Origin of the sequence: Paraburkholderia sp. J10-1 (genome assembly GCF_905220165.1) — a bacterium.
Taxonomy (GTDB): domain Bacteria; phylum Pseudomonadota; class Gammaproteobacteria; order Burkholderiales; family Burkholderiaceae; genus Paraburkholderia.
The window spans coordinates 128,346-154,745 of record NZ_CAJMYW010000007.1; the positions used below are offsets into that span (position 1 = coordinate 128,346).

Annotated in this window: 26 protein-coding genes; 13 read left to right on the top strand and 13 right to left on the bottom strand. The window is 63.8% G+C overall.

The features are described from left to right. The first annotated feature begins 90 nt into the window (after positions 1-90). The 3 genes from U5A65_RS22210 (at position 91) to U5A65_RS22220 (ending at position 2,070) form a co-directional block, all read left to right on the top strand. Positions 91-864, top strand: a complete 774-nt coding sequence (locus tag U5A65_RS22210; RefSeq protein WP_321915504.1) for a hypothetical protein — start codon at positions 91-93, stop codon at positions 862-864. Positions 865-910: 46 nt separating this feature from the next. Beyond that, on the top strand, positions 911-1,222 hold the full coding sequence (locus U5A65_RS22215) for a cupin (RefSeq protein ID WP_158762796.1): 312 nt from the start codon (positions 911-913) through the stop codon (positions 1,220-1,222). Positions 1,223-1,365: 143 nt separating this feature from the next. Then, a complete protein-coding gene (locus tag U5A65_RS22220; RefSeq protein ID WP_321915503.1) occupies positions 1,366-2,070 on the top strand; it encodes a glutathione S-transferase N-terminal domain-containing protein in 705 nt (234 codons plus the stop codon). A 22-nt stretch (positions 2,071-2,092) separates the two neighbouring features. Here the strand turns inward: U5A65_RS22220 and U5A65_RS22225 are convergent, their stop codons facing one another. Next, complete coding sequence (locus U5A65_RS22225) at positions 2,093-2,782, bottom strand: DUF4410 domain-containing protein (RefSeq protein ID WP_321947423.1); 690 nt, start codon at positions 2,780-2,782, stop codon at positions 2,093-2,095. 23 nt (positions 2,783-2,805) lie between these two features. Beyond that, positions 2,806-3,423: an HAD family phosphatase gene (locus U5A65_RS22230; protein ID WP_321947425.1), complete on the bottom strand. Its 618-nt coding sequence runs from the start codon at positions 3,421-3,423 to the stop codon at positions 2,806-2,808. Between the two features lie 138 nt (positions 3,424-3,561). Here U5A65_RS22230 and U5A65_RS22235 point away from each other — a divergent pair, with 138 nt between their 5' ends. The 4 genes from U5A65_RS22235 (at position 3,562) to U5A65_RS22250 (ending at position 6,018) form a co-directional block, all read left to right on the top strand. Then, positions 3,562-3,822 (top strand): hypothetical protein, encoded by a 261-nt coding sequence (locus U5A65_RS22235; RefSeq protein ID WP_158762800.1) that lies wholly within the window; start codon positions 3,562-3,564, stop codon positions 3,820-3,822. Positions 3,823-4,032: 210 nt separating this feature from the next. Beyond that, positions 4,033-5,148 carry a hypothetical protein gene (locus tag U5A65_RS22240; protein ID WP_321947426.1) on the top strand — a complete coding sequence of 372 codons (1,116 nt, stop codon included), beginning with the start codon at positions 4,033-4,035 and terminating at the stop codon, positions 5,146-5,148. A 10-nt stretch (positions 5,149-5,158) separates the two neighbouring features. Next, positions 5,159-5,626 carry an Imm50 family immunity protein gene (locus tag U5A65_RS22245; RefSeq protein ID WP_321909869.1) on the top strand — a complete coding sequence of 156 codons (468 nt, stop codon included), beginning with the start codon at positions 5,159-5,161 and terminating at the stop codon, positions 5,624-5,626. Beyond that, positions 5,623-6,018 (top strand): hypothetical protein, encoded by a 396-nt coding sequence (locus tag U5A65_RS22250; protein ID WP_321909871.1) that lies wholly within the window; start codon positions 5,623-5,625, stop codon positions 6,016-6,018. Before U5A65_RS22245 ends, U5A65_RS22250 begins: the two co-directional genes overlap by 4 nt. A 342-nt stretch (positions 6,019-6,360) precedes the next feature. Here U5A65_RS22250 and U5A65_RS22255 read toward each other — a convergent pair whose 3' ends face one another. Beyond that, positions 6,361-7,323 carry a LysR substrate-binding domain-containing protein gene (locus U5A65_RS22255; RefSeq protein ID WP_321936498.1) on the bottom strand — a complete coding sequence of 321 codons (963 nt, stop codon included), beginning with the start codon at positions 7,321-7,323 and terminating at the stop codon, positions 6,361-6,363. Positions 7,324-7,328: 5 nt separating this feature from the next. Next, the gene (locus U5A65_RS22260; RefSeq protein WP_321909875.1) at positions 7,329-8,408 is read right to left on the bottom strand and encodes a tartrate dehydrogenase; all 1,080 of its coding nucleotides are present in this window, start codon (positions 8,406-8,408) and stop codon (positions 7,329-7,331) included. A 247-nt stretch (positions 8,409-8,655) separates the two neighbouring features. Here U5A65_RS22260 and U5A65_RS22265 point away from each other — a divergent pair, with 247 nt between their 5' ends. After that, the gene (locus tag U5A65_RS22265; RefSeq protein ID WP_415765383.1) at positions 8,656-9,153 is read left to right on the top strand and encodes a GAF domain-containing protein; all 498 of its coding nucleotides are present in this window, start codon (positions 8,656-8,658) and stop codon (positions 9,151-9,153) included. Positions 9,154-9,311: 158 nt separating this feature from the next. Here the strand turns inward: U5A65_RS22265 and U5A65_RS22270 are convergent, their stop codons facing one another. Both U5A65_RS22270 and U5A65_RS22275 read right to left on the bottom strand, forming a co-directional pair. Beyond that, positions 9,312-11,024 carry a tetratricopeptide repeat protein gene (locus tag U5A65_RS22270; protein ID WP_321947428.1) on the bottom strand — a complete coding sequence of 571 codons (1,713 nt, stop codon included), beginning with the start codon at positions 11,022-11,024 and terminating at the stop codon, positions 9,312-9,314. A gap of 350 nt (positions 11,025-11,374) precedes the next feature. Then, positions 11,375-12,286: a LysR family transcriptional regulator gene (locus tag U5A65_RS22275; RefSeq protein WP_321909881.1), complete on the bottom strand. Its 912-nt coding sequence runs from the start codon at positions 12,284-12,286 to the stop codon at positions 11,375-11,377. A 130-nt stretch (positions 12,287-12,416) separates the two neighbouring features. Between U5A65_RS22275 and U5A65_RS22280 the strand changes: the two genes are divergently transcribed. Beyond that, positions 12,417-13,307 (top strand): aldo/keto reductase family oxidoreductase, encoded by an 891-nt coding sequence (locus U5A65_RS22280; protein ID WP_321947430.1) that lies wholly within the window; start codon positions 12,417-12,419, stop codon positions 13,305-13,307. Positions 13,308-13,318: 11 nt separating this feature from the next. On the opposite strand, the gene U5A65_RS22285 is transcribed toward U5A65_RS22280, so the two are convergent. Then, on the bottom strand, positions 13,319-14,224 hold the full coding sequence (locus U5A65_RS22285; RefSeq protein ID WP_321936503.1) for a LysR family transcriptional regulator: 906 nt from the start codon (positions 14,222-14,224) through the stop codon (positions 13,319-13,321). 95 nt (positions 14,225-14,319) lie between these two features. Here U5A65_RS22285 and U5A65_RS22290 point away from each other — a divergent pair, with 95 nt between their 5' ends. Then, the gene (locus U5A65_RS22290; RefSeq protein WP_415765386.1) at positions 14,320-15,591 is read left to right on the top strand and encodes an MFS transporter; all 1,272 of its coding nucleotides are present in this window, start codon (positions 14,320-14,322) and stop codon (positions 15,589-15,591) included. A gap of 117 nt (positions 15,592-15,708) precedes the next feature. Here U5A65_RS22290 and U5A65_RS22295 read toward each other — a convergent pair whose 3' ends face one another. Further along, positions 15,709-15,933, bottom strand: a complete 225-nt coding sequence (locus U5A65_RS22295) for a hypothetical protein (RefSeq protein WP_321909886.1) — start codon at positions 15,931-15,933, stop codon at positions 15,709-15,711. Between the two features lie 407 nt (positions 15,934-16,340). Between U5A65_RS22295 and U5A65_RS22300 the strand changes: the two genes are divergently transcribed. Further along, on the top strand, positions 16,341-16,976 hold the full coding sequence (locus U5A65_RS22300) for a LysE family translocator (protein WP_321947432.1): 636 nt from the start codon (positions 16,341-16,343) through the stop codon (positions 16,974-16,976). A gap of 282 nt (positions 16,977-17,258) precedes the next feature. Here the strand turns inward: U5A65_RS22300 and U5A65_RS22305 are convergent, their stop codons facing one another. The 3 genes from U5A65_RS22305 to U5A65_RS22315 form a co-directional block, all read right to left on the bottom strand. Then, positions 17,259-18,065 carry a sulfite exporter TauE/SafE family protein gene (locus tag U5A65_RS22305; protein ID WP_321947433.1) on the bottom strand — a complete coding sequence of 269 codons (807 nt, stop codon included), beginning with the start codon at positions 18,063-18,065 and terminating at the stop codon, positions 17,259-17,261. A gap of 80 nt (positions 18,066-18,145) precedes the next feature. Next, positions 18,146-19,813, bottom strand: a complete 1,668-nt coding sequence (locus U5A65_RS22310; RefSeq protein WP_321947434.1) for a TIGR01244 family sulfur transferase — start codon at positions 19,811-19,813, stop codon at positions 18,146-18,148. 38 nt (positions 19,814-19,851) lie between these two features. Continuing rightward, the gene (locus U5A65_RS22315) at positions 19,852-20,736 is read right to left on the bottom strand and encodes an MBL fold metallo-hydrolase (RefSeq protein WP_321947435.1); all 885 of its coding nucleotides are present in this window, start codon (positions 20,734-20,736) and stop codon (positions 19,852-19,854) included. Positions 20,737-20,988: 252 nt separating this feature from the next. Here U5A65_RS22315 and U5A65_RS22320 point away from each other — a divergent pair, with 252 nt between their 5' ends. Further along, the gene (locus U5A65_RS22320; RefSeq protein ID WP_415765462.1) at positions 20,989-22,377 is read left to right on the top strand and encodes a sigma-54 interaction domain-containing protein; all 1,389 of its coding nucleotides are present in this window, start codon (positions 20,989-20,991) and stop codon (positions 22,375-22,377) included. Between the two features lie 165 nt (positions 22,378-22,542). On the opposite strand, the gene U5A65_RS22325 is transcribed toward U5A65_RS22320, so the two are convergent. After that, positions 22,543-23,721 carry a porin gene (locus U5A65_RS22325; protein WP_321947436.1) on the bottom strand — a complete coding sequence of 393 codons (1,179 nt, stop codon included), beginning with the start codon at positions 23,719-23,721 and terminating at the stop codon, positions 22,543-22,545. Positions 23,722-24,337: 616 nt separating this feature from the next. Here U5A65_RS22325 and U5A65_RS22330 point away from each other — a divergent pair. Continuing rightward, positions 24,338-25,315: an ornithine cyclodeaminase family protein gene (locus U5A65_RS22330; protein ID WP_321947438.1), complete on the top strand. Its 978-nt coding sequence runs from the start codon at positions 24,338-24,340 to the stop codon at positions 25,313-25,315. Positions 25,316-25,346: 31 nt separating this feature from the next. Here U5A65_RS22330 and U5A65_RS22335 read toward each other — a convergent pair whose 3' ends face one another. Beyond that, positions 25,347-26,387 (bottom strand): LysR substrate-binding domain-containing protein, encoded by a 1,041-nt coding sequence (locus tag U5A65_RS22335; protein WP_321947670.1) that lies wholly within the window; start codon positions 26,385-26,387, stop codon positions 25,347-25,349. Between the last annotated feature and the right edge of the window lie 13 nt (positions 26,388-26,400).

A 26,400-nucleotide genomic window follows, 5' to 3' on the forward strand; every position in this document is an offset into this window, starting at 1 on the left:
GTCGTAGAATCGGCGTCGTCCCGCCTCGCGCGGCCGACGCCGATTTGCATTGCAGCGCCTTCGTCCCTCTCACGCTCTCGCGGAGACTTCATGACGCCGCTCATCCTCCAGCGCCCTGCGCTGCTCTTCATCGTGCTGATCCTGGTCCTGCCGCTCGCCGCCGGGCTCGGCTCAAAAGTGCTGCACCGATGCTTCCCGCTCGCCGAGGAAGCGCGCGAGAACTACAAGATCGTGCAGGGCGCGACACTCACGCTGCTCGCGCTGCTGATCGGCTTCACGCTCTCGATGGCCGTGAGCCGCTACGACCAGCGCAAGAACCTGGAGGAAGACGAAGCCAACGCGATCGGCACGGAGTACCTGCGCGCCGAGCTGCTTGGCGGCGAGGCGGCTGCCCAGACCAAGGCGCTGCTCGCGCGCTACCTTCAGGCGCGCATCCAGTTCTATGTCGTGCACGACGCTGCCGCACTCGATCAGGTCAACCGCAACACCGGCGAGCTCCAGACGCAACTCTGGGCGATCGTGCGCGATGCCGCGAAGGCGCAGCCGAATCCGGTCATGGCGCTCGTGGTCGGCGGCATGAACGACGTCATCAACTCACAGGGCTATACGCAGGCCGCGTGGGTCAATCGCATTCCCGTCGCCGCCTGGGCGCTGATGATCGTGATCGCCATCTTCAGCAACCTGATGCAGGGTTACGGCGCGTCCGGCCAGGTCGGCCGGCGCGTGTTGCTGCTCGTGCTGCCCATTACGGTGACGCTGTCGCTCACGCTCATCGCCGATATCGACAGCCCGCGCGGCGGCTTGATTCGCGTCGCGCCGATCAATCTGTTGAGCCTTGCGCAATCCCTGCCTGCGAATCCTTGAGCGCCGCTTCGCGGCGCCGCATGATCGCGCCCATCCCCGTCCAGCCATGAAAGTCATCCGTTCGAAAACCTTCACCGCCAGCCGCCCCTGGGGGGCGCTCGACATCGCCAACATGAGCGGCACCACTGTGCGCCTGCACTGGACCGACCAGCCGTACAAATGGCACGTCAACGACGGCGAGGAGGTGTTCGCCGTGCTCGACGGCGTGGTCGACATGCATTACCGCGAAGGCGGCGCGGAGCACGTCGCGGTGCTCGAGGCCGGCGACGTGTTCTTCGCGGGCGTGGGCTGCGAGCATGTCGCGCACCCGCGCGGCGAGGCGCGCATTCTTGTGGTCGAGCGTGAAGGCAGCGTGTAATCCGCGCCTTGCGGCGAAAAGACGGCACGCGCCGTTTCCACTACACTTGGCGGCCTGACTCCACTCCCTCCATCGGCCCCTGGCGCGTCTAACACGGCTCGCGCCCCGGCGCCGATGGGCTTTCAGGACTGCAAGGACCTCGCATGAACGACCTTTCCGCATTTCCCATCACGCGCAAGTGGCCAGCACTTCATCCCGAGCGCATTCAGCTCTATTCGCTGCCCACGCCCAATGGCGTCAAGGTCTCGATCATGCTGGAGGAAAGCGGCCTGCCCTACGAGCCGCATCTCGTGCGCTTCGACGCGAACGACCAGATGTCGCCGGAATTCCTCTCGCTGAGCCCCAATAACAAGATTCCCGCGATCCTCGATCCGAACGGGCCGGGCGGCGAGCCGCTCGCGCTCTTCGAGTCGGGCGCGATCCTCATTTATCTCGCCGACAAGTGCGGCCGTTTCCTCGCCCGCGAAGGCGCGGCGCGCTACGAAACGATCCAGTGGGTCATGTTCCAGATGGGCGGCATTGGCCCGATGTTCGGCCAGGTGGGCTTCTTCCACAAATTCGCGGGCAAGGAATACGAGGACAAGCGTCCGCGCGACCGCTACGTCGCCGAATCGCGGCGCCTGCTCGCCGTGCTCGACCAGCGCCTCGAGGGCCGCAAGTGGATCATGGGCGACGAGTACACCATCGCCGACATTGCCACATTTGGTTGGGTGCGCAACCTTGTTGGCTTCTACGAGGCGGGCGACCTCGTGGGTTACGCCGATTTTAAAAACGTCGCACGCGTGCTCGCGGCGTTCATCGCGCGGCCAGCAGTCGAGCGCGGGCTCAACATTCCGCCGCGCGGCTGAGGCAAGTCGTGCGCGAGCGGCGTCATTGCGGCGCCGCTTTCACGCGTGCGGCGACCGAGTCGGCCACTTCGGCCGCCGCCCGGTCCACGTTCTTGCGGTCATCGGCGCGCGCCAGCACGAATTTGGCCGCCGCCACATACGGATTGAGCGCGATGGCCGCGCCGGCGCCCGGCTTCGCGTGGCTCGATTCGCTGTCGATCACCTGATAAAGCGGCTGCGGCGCCTGGGTGGCGAGGTTGTCCACCGCTACCGCCAGTTCGATCTGGCTTGCGCCCGAGCCGAAGCCCACCACCGCGCGCCGCAAGCTGTTGCCTTCGTCCACGCTCAGGAATACGCCCCGCACGAGCCAGCCCTGCGCGGGCAGCGGCGCGCCACTGGGCAGGCGGCGCGCGTCGAGACCCTTCGCGCGCAGGTCGTTCACCAGTGCATTGGCCATTTTTGCCACGTCCTGATCGGCCCGCTGCTGCGGGTCTCGGTGACGCAGCAGCGGTCGTGGCAATAGCCCGCCCACGTGCTCGCGCGCATTCTCCACAGGGTTCGTATCCTGTTTGACGTTGGCCGCGTCGAGTTCGAAATCCGTCACGTACACGACCGGCGCGCCAGGCGCAGGTCCTGGCGCCGCGGGCGCGCCCAGGACTTGCGCCGAGGCAAGCGGCGCGAACGCACACAGCCACAGCGTCGCAACCAGGTTCCAGTGACGTCGTATCTTCATGGCATGCTCCCGTAGATTGGCCATCAAACGTCGATCAGCCCGAGCCGCGTGAGGTCACGCGCGAGCGAATCGGTTTCGACGAAGTGACACGCCTGCAGACCCGCGTCGAGCGCGCCCGTCACGTTCGCTTCGCTGTCGTCGATGAAAAGCGTTTCCTGTGGCTGGGCGCCGATCTGCGCCACGCAGCCAAGATAGGTCTGCGCAGCCGGCTTGACCGCGCCGAAGGTTGCCGACGAATAGATTTGCGAGCCGAAAAGCTGCGCGACCGGCGGATTCAGATAATCGAGGTGATGCGTGACGAGCGAACAGTTGTTGGTCAGCACAGCGATGCGGCATCGCGCGGCCACGCGCTGCGCCAGTGCGAGCGCCGCCTCGTTCGGCGTGATCGAGGCGCGCCGCGAAGCGAGCCACACGTCGCGGGCCACCTCGCAGCCGAGCATGGCGCCGAGCGCTTGCAGATACGCGTCGGGGTCGATCTCACCGGCGTCGGCGCGCGCTTCGAGGCCCGAGCCCCAGATCGCGTGGCGCACGGTTGCAGGCGGCGCGCCAGTGGCGGCCGCGAGGCTCGCCACGCGCGCGTCGCGATCGTAGTGGGACAGCACGCCTTCCATGTCGAAGAGGACTACGCCGATCGCCATCATCTGCCGCTCCCGCGATGAAATGTCCAACTGCGGTCCCTAACCCCGTCCGCTGCCGATCATACCGCCGGGCTGGCGCAAGCGCGGCATACCATGATCGCGCCCTGAAACCGTCGATGGATTTTGGGTAAACTGGACCACATGGACACCTGCCGGTACTGCGGAAAATTGCGCGACGAATGGGATTGCCACGGGCCAGCGTGCCGCCAGGCGATCGCGCAGGCGCTGCGCCGCCAGCGCAAGGGGCTGCCGATGGTGGCGAACGTGATCCGCAACGAAATTCCCGCCGACGCCACCACCGGCCAGATCATCACTGTGCTTTCGCGCCAGCGGCAGCGCGCGCGGCGCGGCAACGAGGAACGGCGCGAGCGCAAGGCGCTCGATATTCCTGAAGGGGAGTGAGGCACGCCCCTGGGGGGCGCCATCCATTGCAGTGCCCATCTTCACACTCATGCGACTGCCCTCCTGCTGACGAAAGAAACCGTCTCGTTCAACGATAGGGTTCAGTGCCGTCCGATTCAACATCGTGCAACCGTCGACATGACGCAAGGTCAGTCGTCAGTACGCGTGTTACGTATACCGGCCTTGTGCCACACGGACGACGGACATGCCATGCCCATGCCTTTCCCACGATGGAACACCCTCGAGGTACCGCTGGAGAACGGGTGGCAATGCACGCTCGTACCGGGTGGCCAGTACCGCGACGCAGTCTGGAGTCAACAAGCGAGCGGGATCAAGCCCTACCCGCTCAGAAAGCCGCGATGGGGATGGCCCGACGGCAGGGACGGAACCCTCTCTTCCCGACAGTCTTCGACGCGTACGCCCCGGTGCTGGCGCGACGACCGTGAGCGCAAGCGCTGGGAGCGCGATGAGCTTGAACGTCAGCGCGACGAGGACCGGGGCGACTTCTACCGCTATTTCAGGCCGAAGGATGACCTGCGCACGATAACCGGTCGGCGTGGCCTGCAGACAGTTCAGGAGTATCTATCCGATATTCTGGACTTCGCCCACTGGAACCTTCCACAGACCAACGACGATGTCCGGCGCGTTTTGTGCGATGTGGTGCGCGGTGGTCGCCTTGTGCCGTATATGGACAGGGAGTGGACGCAGCGCCCGCGCGTGTTCCGGCTCACGCCAGCACCGCAGTCCTGGCAGTCAGCCAGTGCATCAGGCGGGGGAAACGCGAACCGTCCATTGACATGGGATCAGTGGGTCTCGTTCAAGGCCGCACAGGAGGGAAAAACGGCTGGCGCAGGGTCGGTCCTGTCTACGGCATTCGATGCGCCCTCGCAGGTAGCCAAAGCCGCTCGCGGCTTAACACAGGCTGTGAGTAGTGCCGCGAGTACCAGCGGAGAAGGTGGAGGCGCAGGACTCTTGGGGTTCGTTAAGACGGCGGCAGGCGCATTGGCCAGCGGCGACGATGTTTCGGACAGCGGCACCACCGAAGGTGAGTCGACGTCGCTCAGCGACTCTCAGCCATTCGACTATCAACCAGATAGCTCAAGTGATGACACTCAGCAGTTCGCGGCGCGTGGCGTCCGCTTGACGGGCAGCGAGCCCGGTGGCTATCGCACGAATCCTAACGGCGTGGATGTGGACTACTTCGATTCGAATGGCAACCTCTGTGCTCAATATCACGCGAGCCACGGCGAACCACATGGTCATAATTTCTCCGATGGGAAGCGGGACAACGCTCACCTCCCGATGTCTCCAATTAACTGCGAATGAAGAGAAGGCGATGAATAAACCGGAACAGACTTGGGGCTGGGAATTGGCAACCCGAAGCGACATGCTAAAGCGTGTACTGGGAACGTATACGTCGTTTCATGATTCGGCCGTTCGCTCTTTTTGCATGATTCGTCGGCGAGAAACGCGCGAAGGTGCTGACGGGCTTCCAATGCCCGGTACGCGAACGCGCGACCTGGTAGATGTGCAACTGGAAGTGCTTCACGACCGCTATGGACCGCCTCCTGCAGGGCGAACGCGCGACTACGTCGTTTTCCTTGACTGTCTTGACGTGCGAACCGCAGAGATTGACATAAACGCAATGCTTGAGGAAGCCACCATAATGGAAATGTCGCTTACCAAAGCCGAAGGCGGATTGCTCAAGCTAGACCTGGTGCCGAACGTCGGGTTAGACATTCGACTCACCTGTGCGCAAGTCGTCGTCCGCGACCTGCAGCCCTATGTCCGCCCATCCTCATGAACGGCAGCGACATGACAGACACCATACTGACGGCATGGAACCATTTCCACGATTGGTATTTGAGGGGCGTCTCAGCAGATATGAATGCCGGAATTGTGGAACTGACGTTGATGTTCGATGACAGAAAAACACGCGCCCGTGTGCTTTTCAAAGGCGTATCCCGGTGTCTTATGAACGATTTTCTGATTCAGAACATCATCTACAATGCAAAGATACTGACAGACTACAGTGTCGAAGAATACGCGCGAGCACTCGGCATGCTCGAAAAGTCATACTTCGGCAAAGAAAATCACAACCCAAAGCCAATAGCAATGTTCACCGCAACGCTAGGCGCTGAAATACTTGTCGAATTCGATACTTTCGATGTAATGCCTGACTCCACCGTCGGATGATTGACGAATGCAGCATACGGCATATCTAGATCATCATGAGCGCGATATGGGGAAACGCACAGCGGCATACTGATGGCACGAGATCGGACGAGAAAATTTGAAATCTTCACGCTCGACGTCTCGTAAATTGAGCGACTCAAACAAACTACCGTCGTATCGGATTGGACGTTATATAAAATTGACCCAGAAATTGGAGAATAGGCGGCAAACACAGCCACGAATGGCCTATGGGGATTGTGGATTCAACCGGTCGATATGCAGAGCCTATCCATGATTGAACATTTCGCCTGCTACTATGACCCGGACACCAGGAGCCTGGTGCCCAACACGCTCTAACACTCGCTAGCCCCCGCTCTCATCCTCGCTCGCAGGCACGGAAATGCCGATGCGCGCGAACGTTTCCTCCAGATGATTCACGCACACGCGCACTTTCGCAGACTGTGCGAGCCGCGCCGGGTACACGGCCCAGACGTTGGCCGGCTGCGTGACGCCGGGCAGCACGCGCTGCAAGCGCCCGCTTTCCAGCAATGGCGCGACATCCCACATCGAGCGCAGCACGATGCCGCGTCCCGCCAGCGCCCACTGCACGGCCACCTCGCCGTGATTGGTGGAGAGCGGCCCGGCCACCTTCACCGAAACCGTTTCGCCATGCGCGTTCAAGCGCCATACGCCGAACGGATGATCGCGCTCCTTGATCGCGAGACACGCATGCTCTGCAAGATCGGCGACTTCCTGGGGCGCGCCGCGCCGCGCGAGATACGCGGGCGCCGCGCATAGCACGCGATAGTTCGTGGCAAGACGCCGCGCGATCAGATGGCCGGCGATCTCGTCGCCGATACGCACGTCGAGGTCGAAGCCCTCGCCCGCCACGTCGACGAGCCGGTCGAACAGTTCGAGCCGCACGCTCAGTTGCGCATACCGCTCGGAAAGACTCGCGAGCGCAGGCGCGACGAAATTGCGGCCAAAGCCGAAGCTGCTCGACACGCGCAATGTGCCGCGCGGAATGCGCCGCGCGGTGGAGACGTCGTCCACGAGCCGCTCGACCTCGTCGAGGATCTTGCCGGCCGATGCATACACGCGCTCGCCCGCCTCGGTCATCGCGACGCGCCGCGTCGAGCGGTGCAACAAACGCGTGCCGAGACGCGCCTCGAGCACGCCCACGCGCTTGCTCACATAAGCCGGCGACGCCGAAAGCGCTTCGGCCGCCGCACTGAAACTCGCCTTGCGCGCGACCATGCAGAACACGCGCAAGTCGTCGAGTTCGGGCGACGCTACGGACTTCGGCGCTTTCGGTGCGTCCGGCATGTGCGTCACAGCGCGGCGGCTACCGCTTCGCCCAGCACAGTCGTGTTCGCCGTGCCACCCATGTCGGGCGTGCGCGGGCCTTCCACCAGCACCTTCTCGATGGCCTGCATGATCGCGTCGTGCGCGGCCTTGTATTGCGCGTCGCCGTTGCCGAGGAAGTCGAGCATCATCGCGCCCGACCAGATCATCGCGATGGGGTTCGCGATCTTCTTGCCGAAGATGTCGGGAGCGGAACCGTGCACCGGCTCGAACAGCGAGGGAAACTTGCGCTCGGGGTTCAGGTTCGCCGATGCCGCCAGACCGATCGTGCCCGTGCATGCCGGGCCGAGGTCCGAAAGAATGTCGCCGAAGAGGTTCGATGCGACAACCACGTCGAAGCGATCCGGCTGCAGTACAAAACGCGCGCACAGAATATCGATGTGCTGCTTGTCCCATTTCACGTCGGGATACGTCTGCGCCATGGCCGCCACGCGCTCGTCCCAGTAGGGCATGCTGATCGAGATGCCGTTGGACTTCGTGGCCGCCGTGAGCTGCTTGCGCTTGCGCTGGTTCGCAAGCTCGAACGCGTACTTGAGAATGCGGTCCACGCCGTGGCGCGTGAACACCGACTCCTGCAACACGAACTCACGCTCGGTGCCTTCGAACATCCTGCCGCCCACCGAGCTGTACTCGCCCTCGGTGTTCTCGCGCACCACGAGAAAATCGATGTCGCCAGGCTTGCGGTTGGCGAGCGGACACGGCACGCCCGGCAACAGACGCACCGGGCGCAGGTTCACGTACTGGTCGAACTCACGGCGGAACTTCAGCAGCGAGCCCCACAGCGAAATGTGATCGGGCACCTTGTCGGGCCAGCCGACCGCGCCGAAATAGATCGCATCGAAGCCCTTGAGCGTGGCGAACCAGTCGTCGGGCATCATCTTGCCGTGCTGCAGATAGTAGTCGCAGCTTGCCCAGTCGAAATGCGTGAATTCGAGCTTCAGGCCGAACTTCGCGGCCGCCGCCTCGACAACGCGCACGCCCTCGGGCATCACTTCCTGGCCAATGCCGTCACCGGCAATGGCGGCGATTTTGAATGTCTTGCTCATGCTGCGTTCTCCGTTTCTGTCTGTCGCGATGCGCCAGCATGCCTGAAAAACGGCGCGCGACCAGCCCCGCAGGCGTGGATAGATTCAACACGAAACGTGAATAATCGCACGAGTGCGCGCCACGGTCCATGCACGAGCCTGAATTCAGCGTCCGGCGATTTCCTGCCGATGCCCGATCTCGCCTACACTCTCGTTTGGCTCCACCGCGCCTTTCGCTGGACCGGCGCATATCCTGATCGACCGACTTATGTTCTCGCTTTCCGACACCCTTCCCTCCGACAAACCCGCCCTCTACGAATCGCTCGCTGCGCAGGCGCGCTCGCTGATCGAAGGCGAAACCGACGTCATTGCGAACGCGGCAAACTTCGCTTCGCTCGTGTTTCATTCGCTCGAGGGGCTGAATTGGGCGGGCTTCTATTCGTTCGACGGCACCGAGCTCGTGGTCGGTCCGTTCCAGGGCAAGCCGGCGTGCGTGCGCATTCCCATCGGCAAGGGCGTGTGCGGCACCGCAGCGGCCACGCGGCAAACCCAGGTGGTGCCCGACGTGCACGCGTTCGCGGGCCACATTGCGTGCGATTCGGCTTCGCAGTCGGAAATCGTCGTGCCCCTCGTCACGCCGGACGGCGAGCTGATCGGCGTCTGGGACGTGGACAGCCCGCATCTCGCGCGCTTCGACGAAGAGGACGCGAAAGGCATGGAGTTGCTCTGCCGCACGTTCGTCGAGTACGGCATGAAGCGCGCTTAAACGCGCTCAAATACCACGCTCAAGCGCGTTGCGCGAGGTCTGCGGCAACGCGCCGTGGTGGTGCCAGTGCAGCAATGCCAGCACATCGAGAAAGGTCCAGGAGCCGCTAAGAGGTTGCCAGCCAGCGGCGCGACAGCCCACGCCAGAACCTGGCCAACCTATGCTTGCGCGTGCTGCTCCGCCAGCGCGGCGAGGGCTTTTTCCACACGCTGCAGGACTGCGCCCCAGGCGCCGTTCTCGCCCTGGCGATAAAGCCGCGCCGTTGGATACCACGGCGAATCCTCCCGGTCTCCGAGCCAGCGCCAGCACGCCGCATAGCGCGACAGCACCCACACCGGCTTGCCGAGCGCTCCGGCCAGGTGCGCCATCGAGGTGTCCATGGTAATCACGAGATCGAGATTCGCGACGATCGCGGCGGTATCGGCGAAATCGCGCACGTCGTCCATCGGGTCGAACGGACGCAAGTCAGTGGGAATCCCGGCGAGTTGTGGCCGCGTCGTCGCGCCGAGTTGCAGGCTCACGAACGTCACTCCCGGCGTGCCCAGCAGCGGCATGAACGCGCGTGCGTCGAGCGAGCGGCGCTGGTCGATGGCGTTTGAACTCGCCTCGCCCTCGCGCGGATTGCCAGCCCACACGAGCCCGACCTTCAGGCCCCCCGCGGGCAGCCGCCTGCGCCACGCCTGCGCCTGCGGCGCGTGCGCATGCAGATACGGCACGCTCGCCGGAATCGACGCGACCGTGGTGCCAAAGCGCAGCGGCAGGCTCATCGTCAGGCACCAGAAGTCGTGGCGCTCGATACGCCCCTGGCCGTTCAACGGGATCACGCGGTCGGCGCCCGCGAGCGTTTCGAACAACCGCGTGAGCGCCGGCGCGCAGGCAATGCTCACGTGCGCCGCGCCCAGCGCCTTGAGCATCGGCACATAGCGGCAGAATTGCAGGCAGTCGCCGAGCCCCTGTTCGGGCCACACGAGAATCGACTTGCCCGCGAGCGGTTCGCCTTGCCACTGCGGATACGGCACGGGCGGCCGGCCGACGCCGCCCTCGCCGATCGACGGATCGTGGCGCGCTTCGTACAACGGCCACGCCACCTCGTACGCGCCCAGACGCAGCAGCGGCAACGCCAGGTTCACGCGCGCCGCCGCGTAGTCGGGACGCAGCGCGAGTGCGCGCTGATACGGCTCGATCGACGCCTCGACCTGGCCGAGTTGCCAGAGCGCGTTACCGAGGTTGTTGTGGACTTCGGCATGGCTGTCGTCAAGCGCGAGCGCCCGGCGGCATGCGGCCTCCGAGTCGGGCAGGCGGTTCATCTCCTTGTACAGCAGGCCCAGATTGTTCCATGCCGCGACGTGATCCGGATGCTGCCCGAGCACCGCAAGATACGCGGCTTCGGCTTGCTTGAGGCGGCCCAGACGCCACATCAGCACGCCCTGATTGAGCAGCGCCGCGGCATGATGCGGATCGATCTCCAGCGCGCGTGAAAGCTCGGCTTCGGCTTCATCGGCGCGGGCGTCGTTCATCAGCGCGAGGGCGAGGTTGGCGCGCGCGGGCAGGTCGCCGGGGCGGATCGACACTACGCGCCGATACGCGTGGCAGGCGGCCGCGAAATGTCCGCGACGGTACAACCACGCGCCGAGTGCGACGTACGCGTCGGCCTGCGCCTCGGGCGTGGCAAACGGCGGCGACGCGCGGTGCCGGGCGTCGCCGGCGAGCGTGCGGGCTGCCAGCTCCAGGGCCCTTGCGTCGGCGGGCTCGGCGTCCAGCACGCGTTCGAGCGCGCCGAGCGCGCTCTCGTGCCGGCCCGCCGTGTGCGCCGACAAGGCGTCATGCCAGGCGGCGTCTGCGGACGGTGTGCGAGCTAGGGACAGGTTCATCGGCGATCTCATGAAAGGCAAAGCGCTTGCGGCGCGACATCGCTCAATCTATGGACGTCTCATCGTCATGAACATTGGCAAAGTCCGAAAATGCGATTTCGGGCCCAATCGCGCCCTTATACTGGCTGCGCGCCGCGCCACCGTTGCGCGCGGCGCCCTGTCCGATCCTGGCCGAGCGTCCCGTGCAGCCGCATGTGATCTTGCGCGTCGCCACGCTCGACGACGACCCCGGTGCACGCCCCGAGTTCCATATCTGGACCTCGCACGACGTCCCCTGGCTCACCGATGACGGCGAAACGCAACACCATCCCGAGGGGCCACGTGAGCGACGTGAGCGCTTCGACACATGCTCAGGAAGCCGAATCGTCTTGCGCGTGCGCCTTGACGAAGTCGACGAACGCGCGCAACGGCGCCGGCAGGTGCCGCCTTCCCGGATAGTAGAGAAAGGGCCCTGGAAACGAGACGTCCCAGTCGTCGAGCAAGCGCACGAGCGCGCCGCTTCGGATATGCGGCAGCAACATCTCCTCGAACAGATACACCACGCCGACGCCGTCGAGCGCCATGTTGATCAGCAAGTCGAGCGCGGCGCCGGGACGCACGACGAGCGGCGTGGGCGGGTCGAGGCGCAACACTTCGCCATTGCGCTCGAAATGCCAGAGCGGCAGCGCGCCGCCCGCGAACTGCACGCGCAGGCAGGCATGCCCGAGCAGCTCGCGCGGATGTTCGGGCTGCCCGCGCGCCGCGAGATACGCGGGCGAAGCGGCCGTCGCGAAGCGCTCCACGCGTGGGCCGATGGGTATCGCGATCATGTCCTGCTCGAGCCGCTCGTCATAGCGGATACCGGCGTCGCAGCCGATCTGCAGCACGTCGACGAAGCCGTCCTCCACCACCACTTCCACGCGGATCTCGGGATACGCGCGATGAAACGGCGCGAGCACGCCGGGCAAGATGGTCCGCGCCGCGCTTGCGGGCACGTTCAGCTTGAGCGTGCCCGCGGGCTTTTCGCGGTAGCCGTTGAGCACGTCGAGCGCCGCTTCCATCTCGCTGAAGAGCGGCGTGATCGATTCGAGCAGCCGCTGGCCCGCCTCGGTCGGCGCGACGCTACGCGTGGTGCGGTTCAAAAGGCGCAGTCCGAGCTTCGCCTCCAGCCTGCGCACAGCGGCGCTCAGGCTCGACGCCGAGACGCCGCCCACGCGCGCGGCATCGCGAAAGCCACCCGCGCGCGCCACTGAAACGAAAGCGGCCAGATCGTTCATTTCCATCGGCATCGTTCACCTCGCACTGCTCGAACGCACTGTTCGAAATTATGCACAGCCTGTTCTGATCAGACGGGATTATCGGACAATTCGAACGCGCCCATACTGCGGGCATTCGTCAACCGAGGAGTACGCAATGCCGAACCGCAAACCCGCAAGCACGTATGAACTGGCCGGCCGTCAGGTGAACCGCATGGGCTATGGCGCCATGCAACTGGCCGGGCCCGGCGTGTTCGGGCCCCCGAAGGACCGGGCGCAGGCCGTCGCGGTGCTGCGCGAGGCGCTGGCGCTGGGCGTCGATCACATCGACACGAGCGACTTCTACGGCCCGCACGTGACGAACCAGATCATCCGTGAAGCGCTGCACCCTTATGCGCAAAACCTCACGATCGTCACCAAGGTGGGCGCCGTGCGCGACGACCAGGGTGCCTGGCTACCGGCTCTCGAGCCCGCCGACATCGAGCGCGCCGTGCACGACAACTTGCGCAATCTGGGCCTCGAAGCACTCGACGTGGTCAACCTGCGCATCATGGGCGATGTTCACAAGCCCTCCGAAGGGCCCGTGGAAAAGCAGGTCGAAACGCTTGCCCGGTTGCGCGAGCGCGGCCTCGTGCGCAACGTGGGCATGTCCAACGCCACCGCTGCGCAGATCGCGGCGGCGCAACGGCTCGTGCCGATTGTGTGCGTGCAGAACCACTACAACCTCGTGCACCGCGACGACGACGCGCTGATCGACGCACTGGCCGCGCAGGGCATTGCCTACGTGCCGTTCTTTCCGCTCGGCGGCTTTACGCCGATCCAGTCGTCGGCGCTTGCGTCGATCGCCGCTCGCCTCGACGTCACGCCGATGGCGCTCGCGCTCGCGTGGCTCCTGCGGCGCTCGCCCAATATTCTGCTGATTCCGGGCACGTCCACGCTTTCGCATCTGCGTGAAAACGTGGCGGCGGCGCAGATCGATCTGGACGACGAAGTGCTCACGGAACTCGACGCGATCGGCAGCAGCGACGGCGCAGCCGCGCACGCCTGAGCGCCAGGCCGTCACGCCATGTCGGCCGTCTCCAGCTTGTTTGCCAGCGCGTCGCGAATGAGCGCGACCGGCCGCACGAGGCGCCCCGGCAGCGCCCCGTGCACGAGCCACACGTTCAGGCCCGAGCGGAAGTCGGTCGCGTCGATGACCTGCAGCTGGTCGCGCAGCGGACTGCGCGCGAGCGCCTGCGGCGCGGCGAGCCCGACGCCCATACCGCGTGCGACCAGCGAAAGCTGCAGCTCCGAGCCGAACGCCTCGACCGCCACGTTGAACGGCAAACCCGCCATGCCCATGGCGCGGCTCAGCGCCGAGCGCATCCCGCAGCCGTCCTGGTTCAGCACCCACGGGTGATGCGCGAGCGCGGCGAGCGTGGTGGGCTCGTCGGGCAAGCCGAACGAGCGCGCCGCGACGACGAGGGTCGGCGTATACCCAAGCTGGGTCGCGACGACACTCTCCGGCGGCGCAACGGCGGCGGGCAGCAGAATGACCGCCGCATCGAGCCGTGCGCGCTCGACTTCGTCGAGCAGCCCCGGCGACCAGCCCGCCCTCACCCGCAGCGTCAGCTTCGGAAACTCGCCACGCAATTGATCAACGGGCTGCTCGAGCGCCAGCTCCGAGAGAAACGGCGGCACACCGAGCTTGAGCTCGCCAGTGGGTTCGGTCTCCGGCGAAGCGACCGACATCAGGTCGTCGACCGCTCTCAGGACCGAGCGCGCGAGGCTGTACACCTCGTTGCCAGCAGCCGTGGGTTTGAGGGGCTTGCTCTGGCGGTCGAGCAACTCGACGCCGAGCGTCGTCTCCAGGTTCTGCACGCGGCGCGTAAGGCCCGGCTGCGTGAGGAAGAGCCGCTCCGAAGCCCGCACGAGCGAGCCGCTTTCGACCACCGCCACGAAGGCTTCCAGATCTCGCGTGTTCACAACTACTCCGCATAAAGATTATCGCGATAATTCAATTGTCGCATAACGTGAGGCTCCCTACGATACCTGGACCTGCCACGTTGCGGAGCCAATCGATGGAGCACCCCGCTGAAACCTGTACGCGCGTGATGGCGCGCGAAGCCACCCCCGCGAGTCACGCCACGCTCACGCTGCCGATGACACTGTTCTTCGCCGCCGCTGTCGGCGTGATCGTCGTCAATCTCTCGGCGGCTCAGCCGCTCGCCGGGCTCGTGAGCCATTCGCTGCATCTGCGCCCGGCGTTCGTCGGCGCGGTCGCCATGCTGCCGCAGCTTGGCTACGCCGCCGGCCTGCTGCTGCTCGTGCCGCTTTGTGATCTGCTCGAAAACCGGCGCCTGATTTTCCGCACACTGCTTGCCTGCTCCGCCTTTCTCGCCCTCGCGGCGCTGGCGCGCTCGGGCCCACTCTTTCTCGCCGCTGCGTTCCTCGCGGGAGCGACCTCCAGTGTGATCCAGATGCTCGTACCGATGGCCGCCTCGATGGCGCCCGAAAGTCATCGCGGGCAGGCGGTAGGCAATGTGATGAGCGGCCTGATGCTGGGCATTCTGCTGTCGCGGCCGCTTGCCAGCCTGATAGCGGGAACGCTGGGCTGGCGTGCGTTCTACGGGATCGAAGCGGCAGCGGATGGCGTGCTCGCCGTGGTTCTCTTCCTGCGCACGCCTCGCCGCATGCCGGCCGTGACCGCACGCTACGTCGATCTGCTCTATTCGCTCTGGACGTTGCTGCGCACCGAACGCGTTCTGCGGCGCAGCGCTTTCCTCGCGTCGCTCGCGTTGGGGGCGTTCTCGGCGTTCTGGACCGCCGTTGCGCTGCTGCTGTCGCAGCCGCCGTTTTCGCTGGGCATGAACGGCATTGCCGCATTTGCGCTGGCCGGCGCGAGCGGCGCGATCGTCACACCGCTCGCGGGCCGGCTGGGCGACCGTGGCGCGGGGCGCGCGGTCCAATACGCGGCGCACGCGACGATGCTCGGCGCGGTCGTGCTGCTGGGTGTGGCGGGCGCGGGCTGGGGTGGCTTTTCGCCCGCCGCGCACCCCGTGCTGGCGCTGGGTCTGCTCGTTGCGGGCGCAGCCTCGCTCGATGCGGGCGTGATCGCCGACCAGACACTAGGGCGGCGCGCCATCAACCTGCTGAACCCCGTCGCGCGCGGGCGGCTCAACGCGATTTTCGTGGGAATGTTCTTTATCGGCGGCGCGGCCGGCGCGCTCATGGCCGGCGCGGCGTGGGCCTCGGCGCGCTGGAGCGGCGTGTGTTTCGTCGCACTCGGCTTCACGGTAGCGGTTATCGCGCTCGGCTTCGTTTATCGTGCGTCGCCGGCCTCTACCCGCTAGCGCGCCCCCGGCGCGCCAATGAAAAAGCCGCGGCTCTTCAGCCGCGGCTTTCCTGTATCTGAATTGCCACTCGCGTAGCCACTCCCCGGTCGATCCGTCACGCGCGCGGCAAAGCGCTCACGCCTGCTGATCCGACCCGTCCGCGGACTGCGCGGTGTTGTCGTCGGCAGGCTTTTCCTCTTCCTTCTTTTCGACTAGCTGCTCGACTTCCTTGGCGCCCTCGAAACCGGCAACCGCCGCTGCCGCCTTGGTCAGAAAGCCCGCATTTGGATCGAGCTTCTCGGCGCCTTCCACTGCGGCCACCGCACCGGCAATTTCTCCGACCTTGTCCAGAATGCCCATATCACCCCTCCAGTTGAAACCCGCTCCGGGCTGACGAGGCGATGTCTCGCCTCCCGTGCGCCGCACCTTCCATCCAGCGAGCGCGCCGCTTCATTGTGTGCCTGGTGAATGGCCGCATCAATCACTAACTCATTAATCTGACAATGATTAACGATTCCATATACGAACGTATATTGCGACGAGTCAATAGTTTGACTATAGTGAAATTGTCTCCTCCATGTCTCCTCCTGATATGGATTCAGCCCGCAATCGCTGCGGGCTTTTCTTTTTCCCGCGTTGCACTTTGGCCCGCGCTTTGGTCCGCTGCTCGCCTTGCTCCAGCCTGGGGGCCGCAACCAGGCACGCGGCGTCCGCTGGCATAATTCACCCTTCGCCGTTTTCCAGCCCTCTTACACTTCGCCGCTGCAATGAATCTGCATACCTGGTGGCTGTTCCTCGTCACCGTCTTCGTCGTCTGCGCCATTCCTGGTCCCAACATGTTGCTCATCATGTCGCACGGCGCGCAGTACGGATTGCGCCGCACGAGCGCAACCATGGCCGGCTGCCTTTCCGCACTGGTCCTGATGCTGGCCGTCTCCGCAGCCGGACTCGGCGCGTTCCTGCAGGCGTGGCCGACCATGTTCAACGCGCTTCGATTCATCGGCGCCGCGTACCTCGTTTATCTGGGCATCAAGGCTTGGGGCGCGCCCGTGCCCGAGGCCGCCGCCGACATTGCCGAGCGTGTGGCCGCGCGCCCCGTGCGCTCGCCGCTTGCGCTCTACCGCAACGGCTTTTTCGTCGGCGGCAGCAACCCGAAGGCGATCCTGTTCGCGGCGGCGCTCCTGCCGCAGTTCATCGACGCGACCCGCCCCGTGCTGCCGCAGTTCGGCGTGCTCGTTGCGACTTTCGCCGTGTGCGAAGTGAGCTGGTATCTCGTTTATGCGGGTTTCGGCACGCGCATCGGCGCGACGCTCAAAAGCCGGCGCGTGGCGAAAGCCTTCAATCGTGTGACGGGCGGGGTGTTCGTTGGCTTCGGCGCGATGATGGCCTTGCTTCGCCAGTAGGCCGGTCAGGCAGCGCGGCGTCTAGTGGTGGTGCGGGAACCATAAAACTTTAACTTTGGACTTTAATGGTTCCCTTTTGCGGCCCGAGCGCAACCTTCGTTGGTCGCAACAGTCTCGCCACGCACGGGATTTGACGCAAACACAGCAAAACTGAGGCGGACGAGGTGACGCGCCGATGCAACCATGTGCGCATCACGGCTTGTCGCGGACGACTCCCGGTTGACTGGGTCGAGCAACGGAATTCCGCGTCGCAGCCCACACCGACCTGAGCAGCCCGGTTGCTCATGGGTTAATCCAGGCCTTCACCATCATCCCCAGTGAAACGCAGACCAGCACGCCGGCAAAGCCGATCTGCACATGCCGCGCGGCCAGATAACGCGATGCGCCGCGCCCCACGATCATCCCGAGCGCCGTCGTGACGCTGAACAGCAGCGTGAGCATAAGCGGCGGCGACACGCCGGCTCGTATCGTCGACACAACGCCGCCGCTGCCGACCATGGCGATGACCATCAGCGACGTGGCAACGATGCCGTGCATCGACACATTCGTGAACTTTCGCAACATCGGCACGATGACGAAACCGCCACCCACCCCCAGTAGACCCGTCATCAAGCCTGTCAGTGCACCCGTTCCCGCGAGCGCGGCGCCGGTTGTCCAGTTCCACAGGAGGCGCCCCGTGCGTGGGTCCACCTGGCCGATTCTGGACGGCGGCAGCGCCTGCTCCGTTGGCCTGCGGCGTAACGCCTGAGTGAGCAGGCGAATCGCAACGAGCAGCATCACGCCCGCAAAGAGTTCGATCAGCAATTGTTGCGGCAGCTTGTGCGCGAGGTTGGCGCCAAGCGTGGTCAACGGCACGCCGGCGAACGTCATCAGCAGTGCCGCACGATAGCGCACGAGACCGCGCCGGAAAGCCTCGACGGCGCCAATCGCCGCACTTCCGGCAACCGCGATCAGTGCGACCGGCGATGCTTGCTGCATCGGCCAGCCCATTCCCACTACCAGTGCGGGAACCGCGAGAATACCGCCGCCTGCACCGGTCAGGCCAAGTACAGCGCCGACGAGGGCGCCAAGTATCAGTGAAGTGAGCATGAGTGCTTGAAAAGAGGATTAGGTCGCAACACCGGCCGCAGCCGGCGTTATTCGGCACGCTCGGGATGCTTGCTCAGTACTCAGCCGACTATTTCCGGCCTGGCCAGCCACTCACGGCCCTTGAGCATGGCGCGCCAGTAGAGCGGAGGCAACACGCGCTCCTTCAGCAGCCACGCCAGTCGTGACGGGCGCTTTCCATCGATCAGCCAGGCCGGGAACGACGGTGCAAGCTTGCCGCCGTACACAAACTCCGCGAGCACGATCTTGCCGCGCGCGACCGTGAGCGGGCACGAGCCGTAGCCGTCGTAAGCGGCTTGCCCCTGTGCCTTGCCGAGACTCGCGAGCACGTTGTGGGCGACGACGGGGGCCTGCTTGCGCGCAGCCGCTGCTGTTTTTGCATTGGGTGCATTGGTCACATCGCCTAGCGCGAAGACGTCGGCGAACTTCTTGTGGCGCAGCGTGTTCTGATCGACGTCGACCCAGCCGGCTTGATCCGCCAGCGGGCTCACGCGAATGAAATCGGGCGCCTTCTGCGGAGGAACGACGTGGATCATGTCGAAGTCATGGGTGACCGCTTCGACCGTGCCGTCCTGCAACGCACGGCGGAAGGTGGCACGCTTGCGCGGACCATCTATCTCGATGAGGTTGTAACCGAAGTTGAGATCGATGCCGTATCGCTCGACGTACTCCATCAACGCCGGCACGTAGTCGGCGACGCCGAACAGAACGGCGCCCGCATTGAACATCTGAACCTCGATCTCTTGCAGCCGGCCTGAGCGCTGCCAGTAATCCGACGACAGGTACATCGCCTTTTGCGGTGCGCCCGCGCACTTGATCGGCATCGGCGGCTGCGTGAAGATGGCACGGCCGCGCTTCATCTCGCGCACGAGTTGCCACGTATAAGGTGCGAGGTCGTAGCGATAGTTGGACGTCACGCCGTTGCGCCCAAGCGTTTCCGGAAGACCGGGAATCGCGCCCCAATCAAGCTTGAGCCCAGGGCACACGACCAGTTTTCGATACCGCACCACGCGGCATCCTTCAAGAATCACAGCGTGATTGTCGGGTTCGAATGCGGCGACGCCTGCCTTGATCCAGTGAACCTTGCCTGGCAAGACGGCCGCCATCTCACGCGTCGTTGCCTGCGGTTTGAATATGCCGCCGCCTACCATCGTCCAGCCGGGCTGGTAGTAATGCGTGCCAGCAGGGTCGATGATCGCGATGTCGAGCGATTTGTCGCGCGCAAGGAGGCTGGCGGCGGTGGCGAGGCCCGCGGCACCCGCGCCGACAATGACGATGTCGTGGCTTGCCGTCGCCACTTGCACCGGTACCTTGCCGCCATTGACGATGCGGCGAGTCAGCGCGCCCAGTTCATAGCCGGCCGCCTGCGCGGCGCCGAGAATGTCCGGCAGGGGTTTCGACGGTGCCTCCGACAGTCCCCACAGCGTCGCAGCGCGCATCCCCGTGCGGCAATAGGCGAGCACGGGTTTGTCGAGCTTTCGCATGAGGTCGCCGAATTTCACGGAGTCGTCGTCGCTTACCTTGCCCGATTCGACGGGCAGGTAAAAGGCAGCTATCCCGTGTTCGCGCGCAGCTCGCTCGATTTCGACGAAGGTCGGCTGGTCCGCGCCTTCCCCGTCGGGGCGATTGCAAATGATCGCGCGGTACCCCGCCGCGCGAACCGCCGCCAGATCCTTCACCGTAATTTGCGGCGATACGGACAGGTCGTCCGTCAGCCTTCTGAATTCCATGCTTTTCTCCACGAATTCCGATTTCCCGATGCAACGCCTCAAAGGCCGTTCACCGGAATCTTGATATACGAAACGCCGTTTTCCTCGGCCTCGGGCAGCTGTCCGGCGCGCATGTTGACCTGCACCGACGGCAGAATCAGCTGAGGCATGTCGAGCTTCGCGTCGCGCGCCGTGCGCATCGCAACGAAATGCGCTTCGCTCGTACCGTCGCGAACGTGGATGTTGCGCTCGCGCTGCTCGGCGACCGTGCTGACGAATTGCAGTTCGCGCCCGCCTGGCTGATAGTCGTGGCACATATAGAGTTTCGTTTCGCGGGGCAAGCTCAGGACCCGGTTGATCGAGCGAAAGAGCGCCCGCGCATCGCCGCCGGGAAAGTCGCAGCGCGCGGTGCCGTACTCGGGCATGAACAGCGTGTCGCCCACAAATGCGGCTGTCTCCTGGCCGTCGCCCACCACGTAGGTCATGCAGGCGGGCGTGTGGCCGGGCGTATGCATCGCCCGCGCTTTCAGGCCGCCGATTTCGAACTCATCGCCATCGGCGAGCAGCCGGTCGAACTGCTTGCCGTCGCGTTTGAAATCGAGGCCGGCGTTAAAGAGCTTGCCGAAGACCTCTTGCACACGGATCACTTCGGCGCCAATTGCGATCTCGCCGCCGACCTTTTCCTTCAGATAAGGCGCGGCCGACAGGTGGTCGGCATGCACATGGGTCTCGAGCAGCCATCGTACGTTCAGGCCTAGCTCGCGAACGCGCGCAACAAGCTTGTCTGCGCTTGCCGTGCAGGTGCGCCCGGACTTCGGATCGAAATCCAGCACGCTGTCGATCAATGCGCACTCGCGCGTGTCAGTATCGGTCAGCACATAGCTGACCGTGGACGTCTTCGGGTCGAAGAAGCCCTCGATGGACAATGGGCTCGCAGTCGTCATCGCCGTATCCTCGGTGCAGATCAATGGGAGCCAGCCCTTATACAAGCTCCATGCCATCTGCTCATGTGTGTCGGCGAATTGATCGCAAGTCACTGACGCTAAAGGATATTGATTGATCATCGTCGAGACATCGCGGACGACGATTGGTCTGCTGCATGGCTGACACTGCCACATCTGGCAGTGATCTGGCAGAGTTGGCAGTGATCGGCTATAGTGAGAACCTCTTCCGAATGCTTTCGCATGAAATCGCACATCCCCATCCTCGGCACAGACTCGTTATCGACGGTCTCGGGCGACGAACCGGCGCCGGACGTGGCCGCGCTCGTCGGATACCTCGAGCACGACCCTCAGCCGATGATCGTGCTGGATCCGCAATACCGGATTCTTGCGGCGAATACGGCCTACCAGCGTCAGTTTGGCGTTGCCGGTGCGCCGCATCTGGGCCACAAGTGCTATCAGATTTCGCACCATTACGACGTTCCCTGTGACCAGGCGGGGGAGCACTGTCCGATGAAGCGCGCGCTGGAGCAGCGCGGCCCGGATCGCGTGCTGCACATTCACCACACGCCGCGTGGCCCCGAGCATGTCGATGTCGAACTGCGTCCGATCTTCGGCGCGCAGCAGGAAGTTATTGCGTACGTCGAGCGGCTCGTGACGGTTCGCAGCGCGTCGGCAAAACCGAGTGCGGACGGGCTCGTCGGACGCTCGGTCGCGTTCAACAACGCGATCGCCGCGCTTCAGCGCGTTGCGCCGTCAAAGCTGCCGGTGCTGCTGCTAGGCGAATCCGGAACAGGCAAAGAGCTCTTTGCCGCGGCACTCCATGAGGCGAGCCCGCGTGCGCAGGGTCCGCTTGTCGTCGTCGATTGCTCAGGCATCGCGGAGTCGCTGTTCGAGAGCGAGTTCTTCGGCTACGAGAAAGGCGCATTTACGGGCGCGATGACGAGAAAGCCCGGGCTGGTCGAGACGGCACAGGGCGGCACGCTGTTTCTGGATGAAATCGGCGATGTGCCGCTCTCGATGCAGGTGAAGCTCTTGCGCCTGATCGAAACGGGCACGTTTCGCCGGGTAGGCAGCACCGAGACCTTGCACTCGGACTTCCGTCTTGTTGCGGCAACCCACAAGCCTTTGCTCGACATGACGCACGATGGGCGATTCCGGCAGGACTTGTACTATCGGATCAGCGCGTTCCCAATCCAGTTGCCCGCATTGCGCGAGCGTCGTGACGACATCGCGCTTCTCGTCGATTCGATTCTCCAGCGCATCGGCAACGCAGGCGATGGCGTCGGCCGCGCACGGGGCCACAAGCTCACGGCCAGTCGCGAGGCCATCGCGACGCTAGAAGCTTACCCATGGCCGGGCAATATTCGTGAAATGCGCAACGTGCTCGAGCGCGCGTGCCTCTTTTCCGATGATGGGGTCATTCGCCCCGAGCATTTGCCGGAAAACATACTGAAAGGCACGATGGAACACGCCGATGCGGTCGAGCGGCGCACGCGAGCACGTTCATCGCCCGCACTGTCCGATGCAGACCTGGTGGACGTTGCAAGAGCGTTCTCCGGCACTCGCAAGGCGCTCGCATTGCATCTAGGGTGGAGCGAGCGGACGCTCTACCGTCGCCTGAAAGCGCTTGGCTTAAATTAGAACGGCCGCTTTTGGACGTGACTGCGACACTCGTGGAAATGGCCTGAGAGGCAGCATCGAAGCGAGAAACCCGCCTCGTCGAAAAAAAAGGGAGCGCGGGCCGACGCTGTTACGCTGGCCCGCGCACCGGACGCGACATCCGCGTCGGCGGGTATGAACGCGTCTTTAGAACATCGTGCGAAGTCCGACCGCTACCCCCAACTGATTGGTCCGGCCAATGGTGTTGGTCGGAACGCCCTCGCCGTTGACACCGCCCGGGTAGTCGGCAGAGAACGCACCTGTGCCACGCGCAAAGTCCGTGATCCCGTAGACTTCCGTGCGCTTCGTGAACGAGTATTCGGCGAGAACGGTAGCCGATTGATTCACACCCCTGCCGAGCGTGCCGTCGAGCAGTTCAGCATTGCGCGTCTGCCCGTAGTAGTAGGCGAACGTGAACAGCAGCGAAGGCATGGCGTGCCAGTTCACACCTGCGTACCAGGTGTCGTCGATACGGTTGGGGCTACCTGGACCCTTCAACGTCGGCGCGCCAGATTGCTGCATGTAGAGGTCAGTCAAACCCGTCCGGTCCTGCCCCCGCAGCCAGCCGGCCAGGAGGCGGATTTCGTGGTTGACCTGAAACGCGCCGCTGACGTGCATGAAGTTGCTCTTGGCGCCATTGATTGAGCTGCCGACACTCGTGCCAACCGAAGAGCCAGTCGCAGATGTCGGAACGGAGACCTGCTGGAAGCCTGCGTTGAGCATGGCAGGGCCGTAGGTATACGTCAGTTCCACGGCATAGGTGGCGCCGAGACCGAGCGCTCCCGGCTGATTGCCAAAGCCGTAAAGGGCATTGATATCCAGGCCCGAAAAGCTGCCCTTGTACTTCACCGAGTTGTTGACTTCGAGATAAGGGCCGATGCCGTTATACATCCAGCTGTTTTGCCAATAGTTGCCAACGGTCAGCGGGTCGAAGATATCGCCCAGGGTGTCGTAGGCCGGCGCATATTGCCTGCCAAAGGTCAGAGAGCCCCACGTTTTGTTCGAAAGGCCCACGAAAGCTTGCCGACTGAACAATGTACCGGGGACGTGTAGTTGCCCATTGAAGGCTTCGAAGCCGTTTTCGAGGCGGAAGATTGCGGACCAGCCATCCCCCAGATCCTCACTGCCCCTTAAGCCCCAGCGGCTGTGGGTTTCCGGGCCGGACGTCATGGCAACCTGGTCGTCGCCACCCGGGCCGGCATTCGTCTGATAACGGATGGCTTCATCGACGATGCCGTACAGTGTGACCGAGCTTTGCGCGAATACCGACGACGCCGCGGCAACGAAAAGTGCGCCAGCGGTGCCGGAAATAAGTATTTTTTTCATTAGCAGTCCAAAGTAGTTGGTAAGCAAACTGGGAAAATTTTCCCACGCTCGAACAACAAGACCGTGAACGGGAGCGTAGCGTGTCATTGCATTGAGGCACAGAGATTCGTTACCGATTGTTGTTTATTTGCTGTCCCGGGACAGCCATGCGCAAATCGTCTGATAATTTTTGTGTGCAGCATAACGAACCTGGCAGTTGGGTCGTGATGCGCCGCGCTTCATTGAGAACGAGACATTGCCAATGCCGCCTTGAGAATGAATTAAGCGGAACGATACTTCAGACGACGTGGCGTCCACCGCGCACCGCTCTGGAAAAACAGGGAAGGCAGAAAATGGTGGCTTTTACTTAGGAAAGCGACAGGTAAATGAATGCCAAGGGATATTGCATGAAATATTGCGCATTTCTTTTTAAAGAACACGCCCAGCGCAACCAGCGAGTGTGTGAAAATCCAATGCAAAAACTTGCTCTCTGCTCTCTGTATTGCGAGCCTACCCTTGACCGCGCAAAACGGCATTAACGTCGACGTTAACCGCAAACTTAGAAGCGGTTAACCCGATTGCCGCGCGGAGCCGCGATACTCGGGTTCGCCCCCTCGCGACGCAACCCGAGTCCCCTATGAGCAAGACCACGCGACATCAAACCCTGTTGCTTCTCGACAAGCATGCCGTCGAGTCCCTGCTGACCCAGCAAGACGCACTTGCCGCAACGCGCGAAGCATTCGTCCTGCACAGCCAGCGGGAAGGCCGGGTTTTCCAGGTCGTGCGCGAACGGCTTCGTAGCGGCATCTTCGGGATCAAATCCGGCGATGTCGAGACGCAAGCGCTGCTCGGTTTCAAGGCCGCGGGCTTCTGGCCAGACAACCGGAAGATTGGCGGCGAGCCTCATCAGGCCACGATCATGCTGATTGATCCGCTCACGGGGCGTCCCACCTGCGTGATCGACGGGAATGCCATTACGACAATGCGCACGGGCGCAGCGGGCGGTTTGGGGCTCGAGCAACTCGCCCGTCCCGACAGCACGAGCGTGTGCGTGTTCGGCACCGGCGTGCAGGCGCGCATTCAGTTGACGTTCGCGTTGCGCCTCTTCCCCTCAATCGACCGGGTTCGCTACGTTACTTCGAATGGGGAGGTTAACGATTCATTCGAATCACAATTCCGCGAGCACTGCGATATCTCACACGTGAAGGACAGTAACGACGCCGTTGAGCAAAGCGATATCGTCATCACGGCAACACCGGGCAACGGTCCATTGTTCGACGCCGACGCCGTGCGGCCCGGCACTCATCTCACCTGCGTGGGCGCGGACACGAAGGGCAAACGAGAATTGCCGGACGGTCTTCTGAAGCGCGCGCGCCTTTTCGTCGACGACGCCGGCCAGGCGTCGGAAATTGGCGAAGCGCAATGGGCACAGGAAGTCGAAGCAGTCGAGCTTGGCGATGTGTTGAACGGCAATGTCCGCTTCGAGCGCCAGCGTGATGACATTACCGTGTTCGATATGACGGGTCTTGCCTTGCAGGACCTGACTCTCGCCAGGTTATTGCGCGAGCGCGCCGTTCAAACGAACATGGGCACGTCGGTTCCGTGGCCGTGGTAGCCCCGCTCCCCACCGCGCATCCCGATTGCGTTTAGCCGCGTGTCGCGCGTGGCACTTGCAGTGCACGTGCGCGCTTGTCCTCGCCGCCAATCGAAGGGAGCCACGGCGGCGGCGACATCGACGCGCGCAAATACTCGAAAAAGCGCGTCGCCCGCAGCGAGCGCCCATGCCTCGAGTTGATCAGTGCCACGATATCTGCGTCGGGCAGCTTCCAGCCCTCGAGCAGGCGCACAAGCGTACCCGCCTGCAGATGCCCGGCCACATCCCATTCTGAACGCACGATGATGCCGAGGCCCGCGAGCGCCCAGTCTCGCACCGTGCCACCGTCATTGCTCGACAGCGCCGGTTCGATCCTGACGTTCGCCGCCGCGCCACGACCGCTCGGGCTGAAACGCCACATCGTCACGTCTTCGTCGTTTTCGCGCAGCGCGATGCAGTCGTGCGCGCGCAGGTCATCCGGGTGCTTCGGCGCACCGTGCCGGGCGAGATACTGCGGTGCGGCGCAAAGCACGCGACGGTTTGGAGCGAGATACTTACTGACGAGCGACGAGTCGCGCATCTCGCCAATGTGGATCATGAGTTCCCACATGTCATCCGAAATGCGCGTGGGTCGATCGGAGAGCGTGAGGCTGATCGTTACCTCCGGGTACTCACGACGAAACCCGGCAATTACGGGGGCGACATAACGCTGCCCGAAACCCAGCGGCGCGATCACACGCAATGCGCCAGCCACCGTACTTCGCCGGGACGACAGCATGTCGCTCAGATCGTCGATCTCCCCGCAAATCCTGCGCGCATGGGCCGCAAGCAACTCACCTTCGTCGGTCAGAACGAGACGCCGCCCAGATCGATCGAGCAAGCGCGTATGCAGCCGCAATTCGAGTTGCTTCAAGCGCTGTGTCACGGCGGGTGGCGTGACATCCAGCTTGCGCGACGCGTCGGCCAGCGACGCTGAAGATGCAAGGACAACGAAGAAACGCAAATCTTCAGTCGAAAGCATTAAGGCAGAGTTAATGTAGGAATCACCGCATGTTAACCCTGAGTGCTTATTGGCTGCCAATAATTTTTTCACGACGTCCAACTCA

What these genes read in the sequence shown, in the direction of transcription:
- U5A65_RS22210 (WP_321915504.1), top strand. Translation starts at nt 91, where the DNA reads ATGACGCCGCTCATCCTCCAGCGCCCTGCGCTGCTCTTCATCGTGCTG.
- U5A65_RS22215 (WP_158762796.1), top strand. Translation starts at nt 911, where the DNA reads ATGAAAGTCATCCGTTCGAAAACCTTCACCGCCAGCCGCCCCTGGGGG.
- U5A65_RS22220 (WP_321915503.1), top strand. Translation starts at nt 1,366, where the DNA reads ATGAACGACCTTTCCGCATTTCCCATCACGCGCAAGTGGCCAGCACTT.
- U5A65_RS22225 (WP_321947423.1), bottom strand. Translation starts at nt 2,782, where the DNA reads ATGAAGATACGACGTCACTGGAACCTGGTTGCGACGCTGTGGCTGTGT.
- U5A65_RS22230 (WP_321947425.1), bottom strand. Translation starts at nt 3,423, where the DNA reads ATGATGGCGATCGGCGTAGTCCTCTTCGACATGGAAGGCGTGCTGTCC.
- U5A65_RS22235 (WP_158762800.1), top strand. Translation starts at nt 3,562, where the DNA reads ATGGACACCTGCCGGTACTGCGGAAAATTGCGCGACGAATGGGATTGC.
- U5A65_RS22240 (WP_321947426.1), top strand. Translation starts at nt 4,033, where the DNA reads ATGCCCATGCCTTTCCCACGATGGAACACCCTCGAGGTACCGCTGGAG.
- U5A65_RS22245 (WP_321909869.1), top strand. Translation starts at nt 5,159, where the DNA reads ATGAATAAACCGGAACAGACTTGGGGCTGGGAATTGGCAACCCGAAGC.
- U5A65_RS22250 (WP_321909871.1), top strand. Translation starts at nt 5,623, where the DNA reads ATGAACGGCAGCGACATGACAGACACCATACTGACGGCATGGAACCAT.
- U5A65_RS22255 (WP_321936498.1), bottom strand. Translation starts at nt 7,323, where the DNA reads ATGCCGGACGCACCGAAAGCGCCGAAGTCCGTAGCGTCGCCCGAACTC.
- U5A65_RS22260 (WP_321909875.1), bottom strand. Translation starts at nt 8,408, where the DNA reads ATGAGCAAGACATTCAAAATCGCCGCCATTGCCGGTGACGGCATTGGC.
- U5A65_RS22265 (WP_415765383.1), top strand. Translation starts at nt 8,656, where the DNA reads ATGTTCTCGCTTTCCGACACCCTTCCCTCCGACAAACCCGCCCTCTAC.
- U5A65_RS22270 (WP_321947428.1), bottom strand. Translation starts at nt 11,024, where the DNA reads ATGAACCTGTCCCTAGCTCGCACACCGTCCGCAGACGCCGCCTGGCAT.
- U5A65_RS22275 (WP_321909881.1), bottom strand. Translation starts at nt 12,286, where the DNA reads ATGGAAATGAACGATCTGGCCGCTTTCGTTTCAGTGGCGCGCGCGGGT.
- U5A65_RS22280 (WP_321947430.1), top strand. Translation starts at nt 12,417, where the DNA reads ATGCCGAACCGCAAACCCGCAAGCACGTATGAACTGGCCGGCCGTCAG.
- U5A65_RS22290 (WP_415765386.1), top strand. Translation starts at nt 14,320, where the DNA reads ATGGAGCACCCCGCTGAAACCTGTACGCGCGTGATGGCGCGCGAAGCC.
- U5A65_RS22295 (WP_321909886.1), bottom strand. Translation starts at nt 15,933, where the DNA reads ATGGGCATTCTGGACAAGGTCGGAGAAATTGCCGGTGCGGTGGCCGCA.
- U5A65_RS22300 (WP_321947432.1), top strand. Translation starts at nt 16,341, where the DNA reads ATGAATCTGCATACCTGGTGGCTGTTCCTCGTCACCGTCTTCGTCGTC.
- U5A65_RS22305 (WP_321947433.1), bottom strand. Translation starts at nt 18,065, where the DNA reads ATGCTCACTTCACTGATACTTGGCGCCCTCGTCGGCGCTGTACTTGGC.
- U5A65_RS22310 (WP_321947434.1), bottom strand. Translation starts at nt 19,813, where the DNA reads ATGGAATTCAGAAGGCTGACGGACGACCTGTCCGTATCGCCGCAAATT.
- U5A65_RS22315 (WP_321947435.1), bottom strand. Translation starts at nt 20,736, where the DNA reads ATGACGACTGCGAGCCCATTGTCCATCGAGGGCTTCTTCGACCCGAAG.
- U5A65_RS22325 (WP_321947436.1), bottom strand. Translation starts at nt 23,721, where the DNA reads ATGAAAAAAATACTTATTTCCGGCACCGCTGGCGCACTTTTCGTTGCC.
- U5A65_RS22330 (WP_321947438.1), top strand. Translation starts at nt 24,338, where the DNA reads ATGAGCAAGACCACGCGACATCAAACCCTGTTGCTTCTCGACAAGCAT.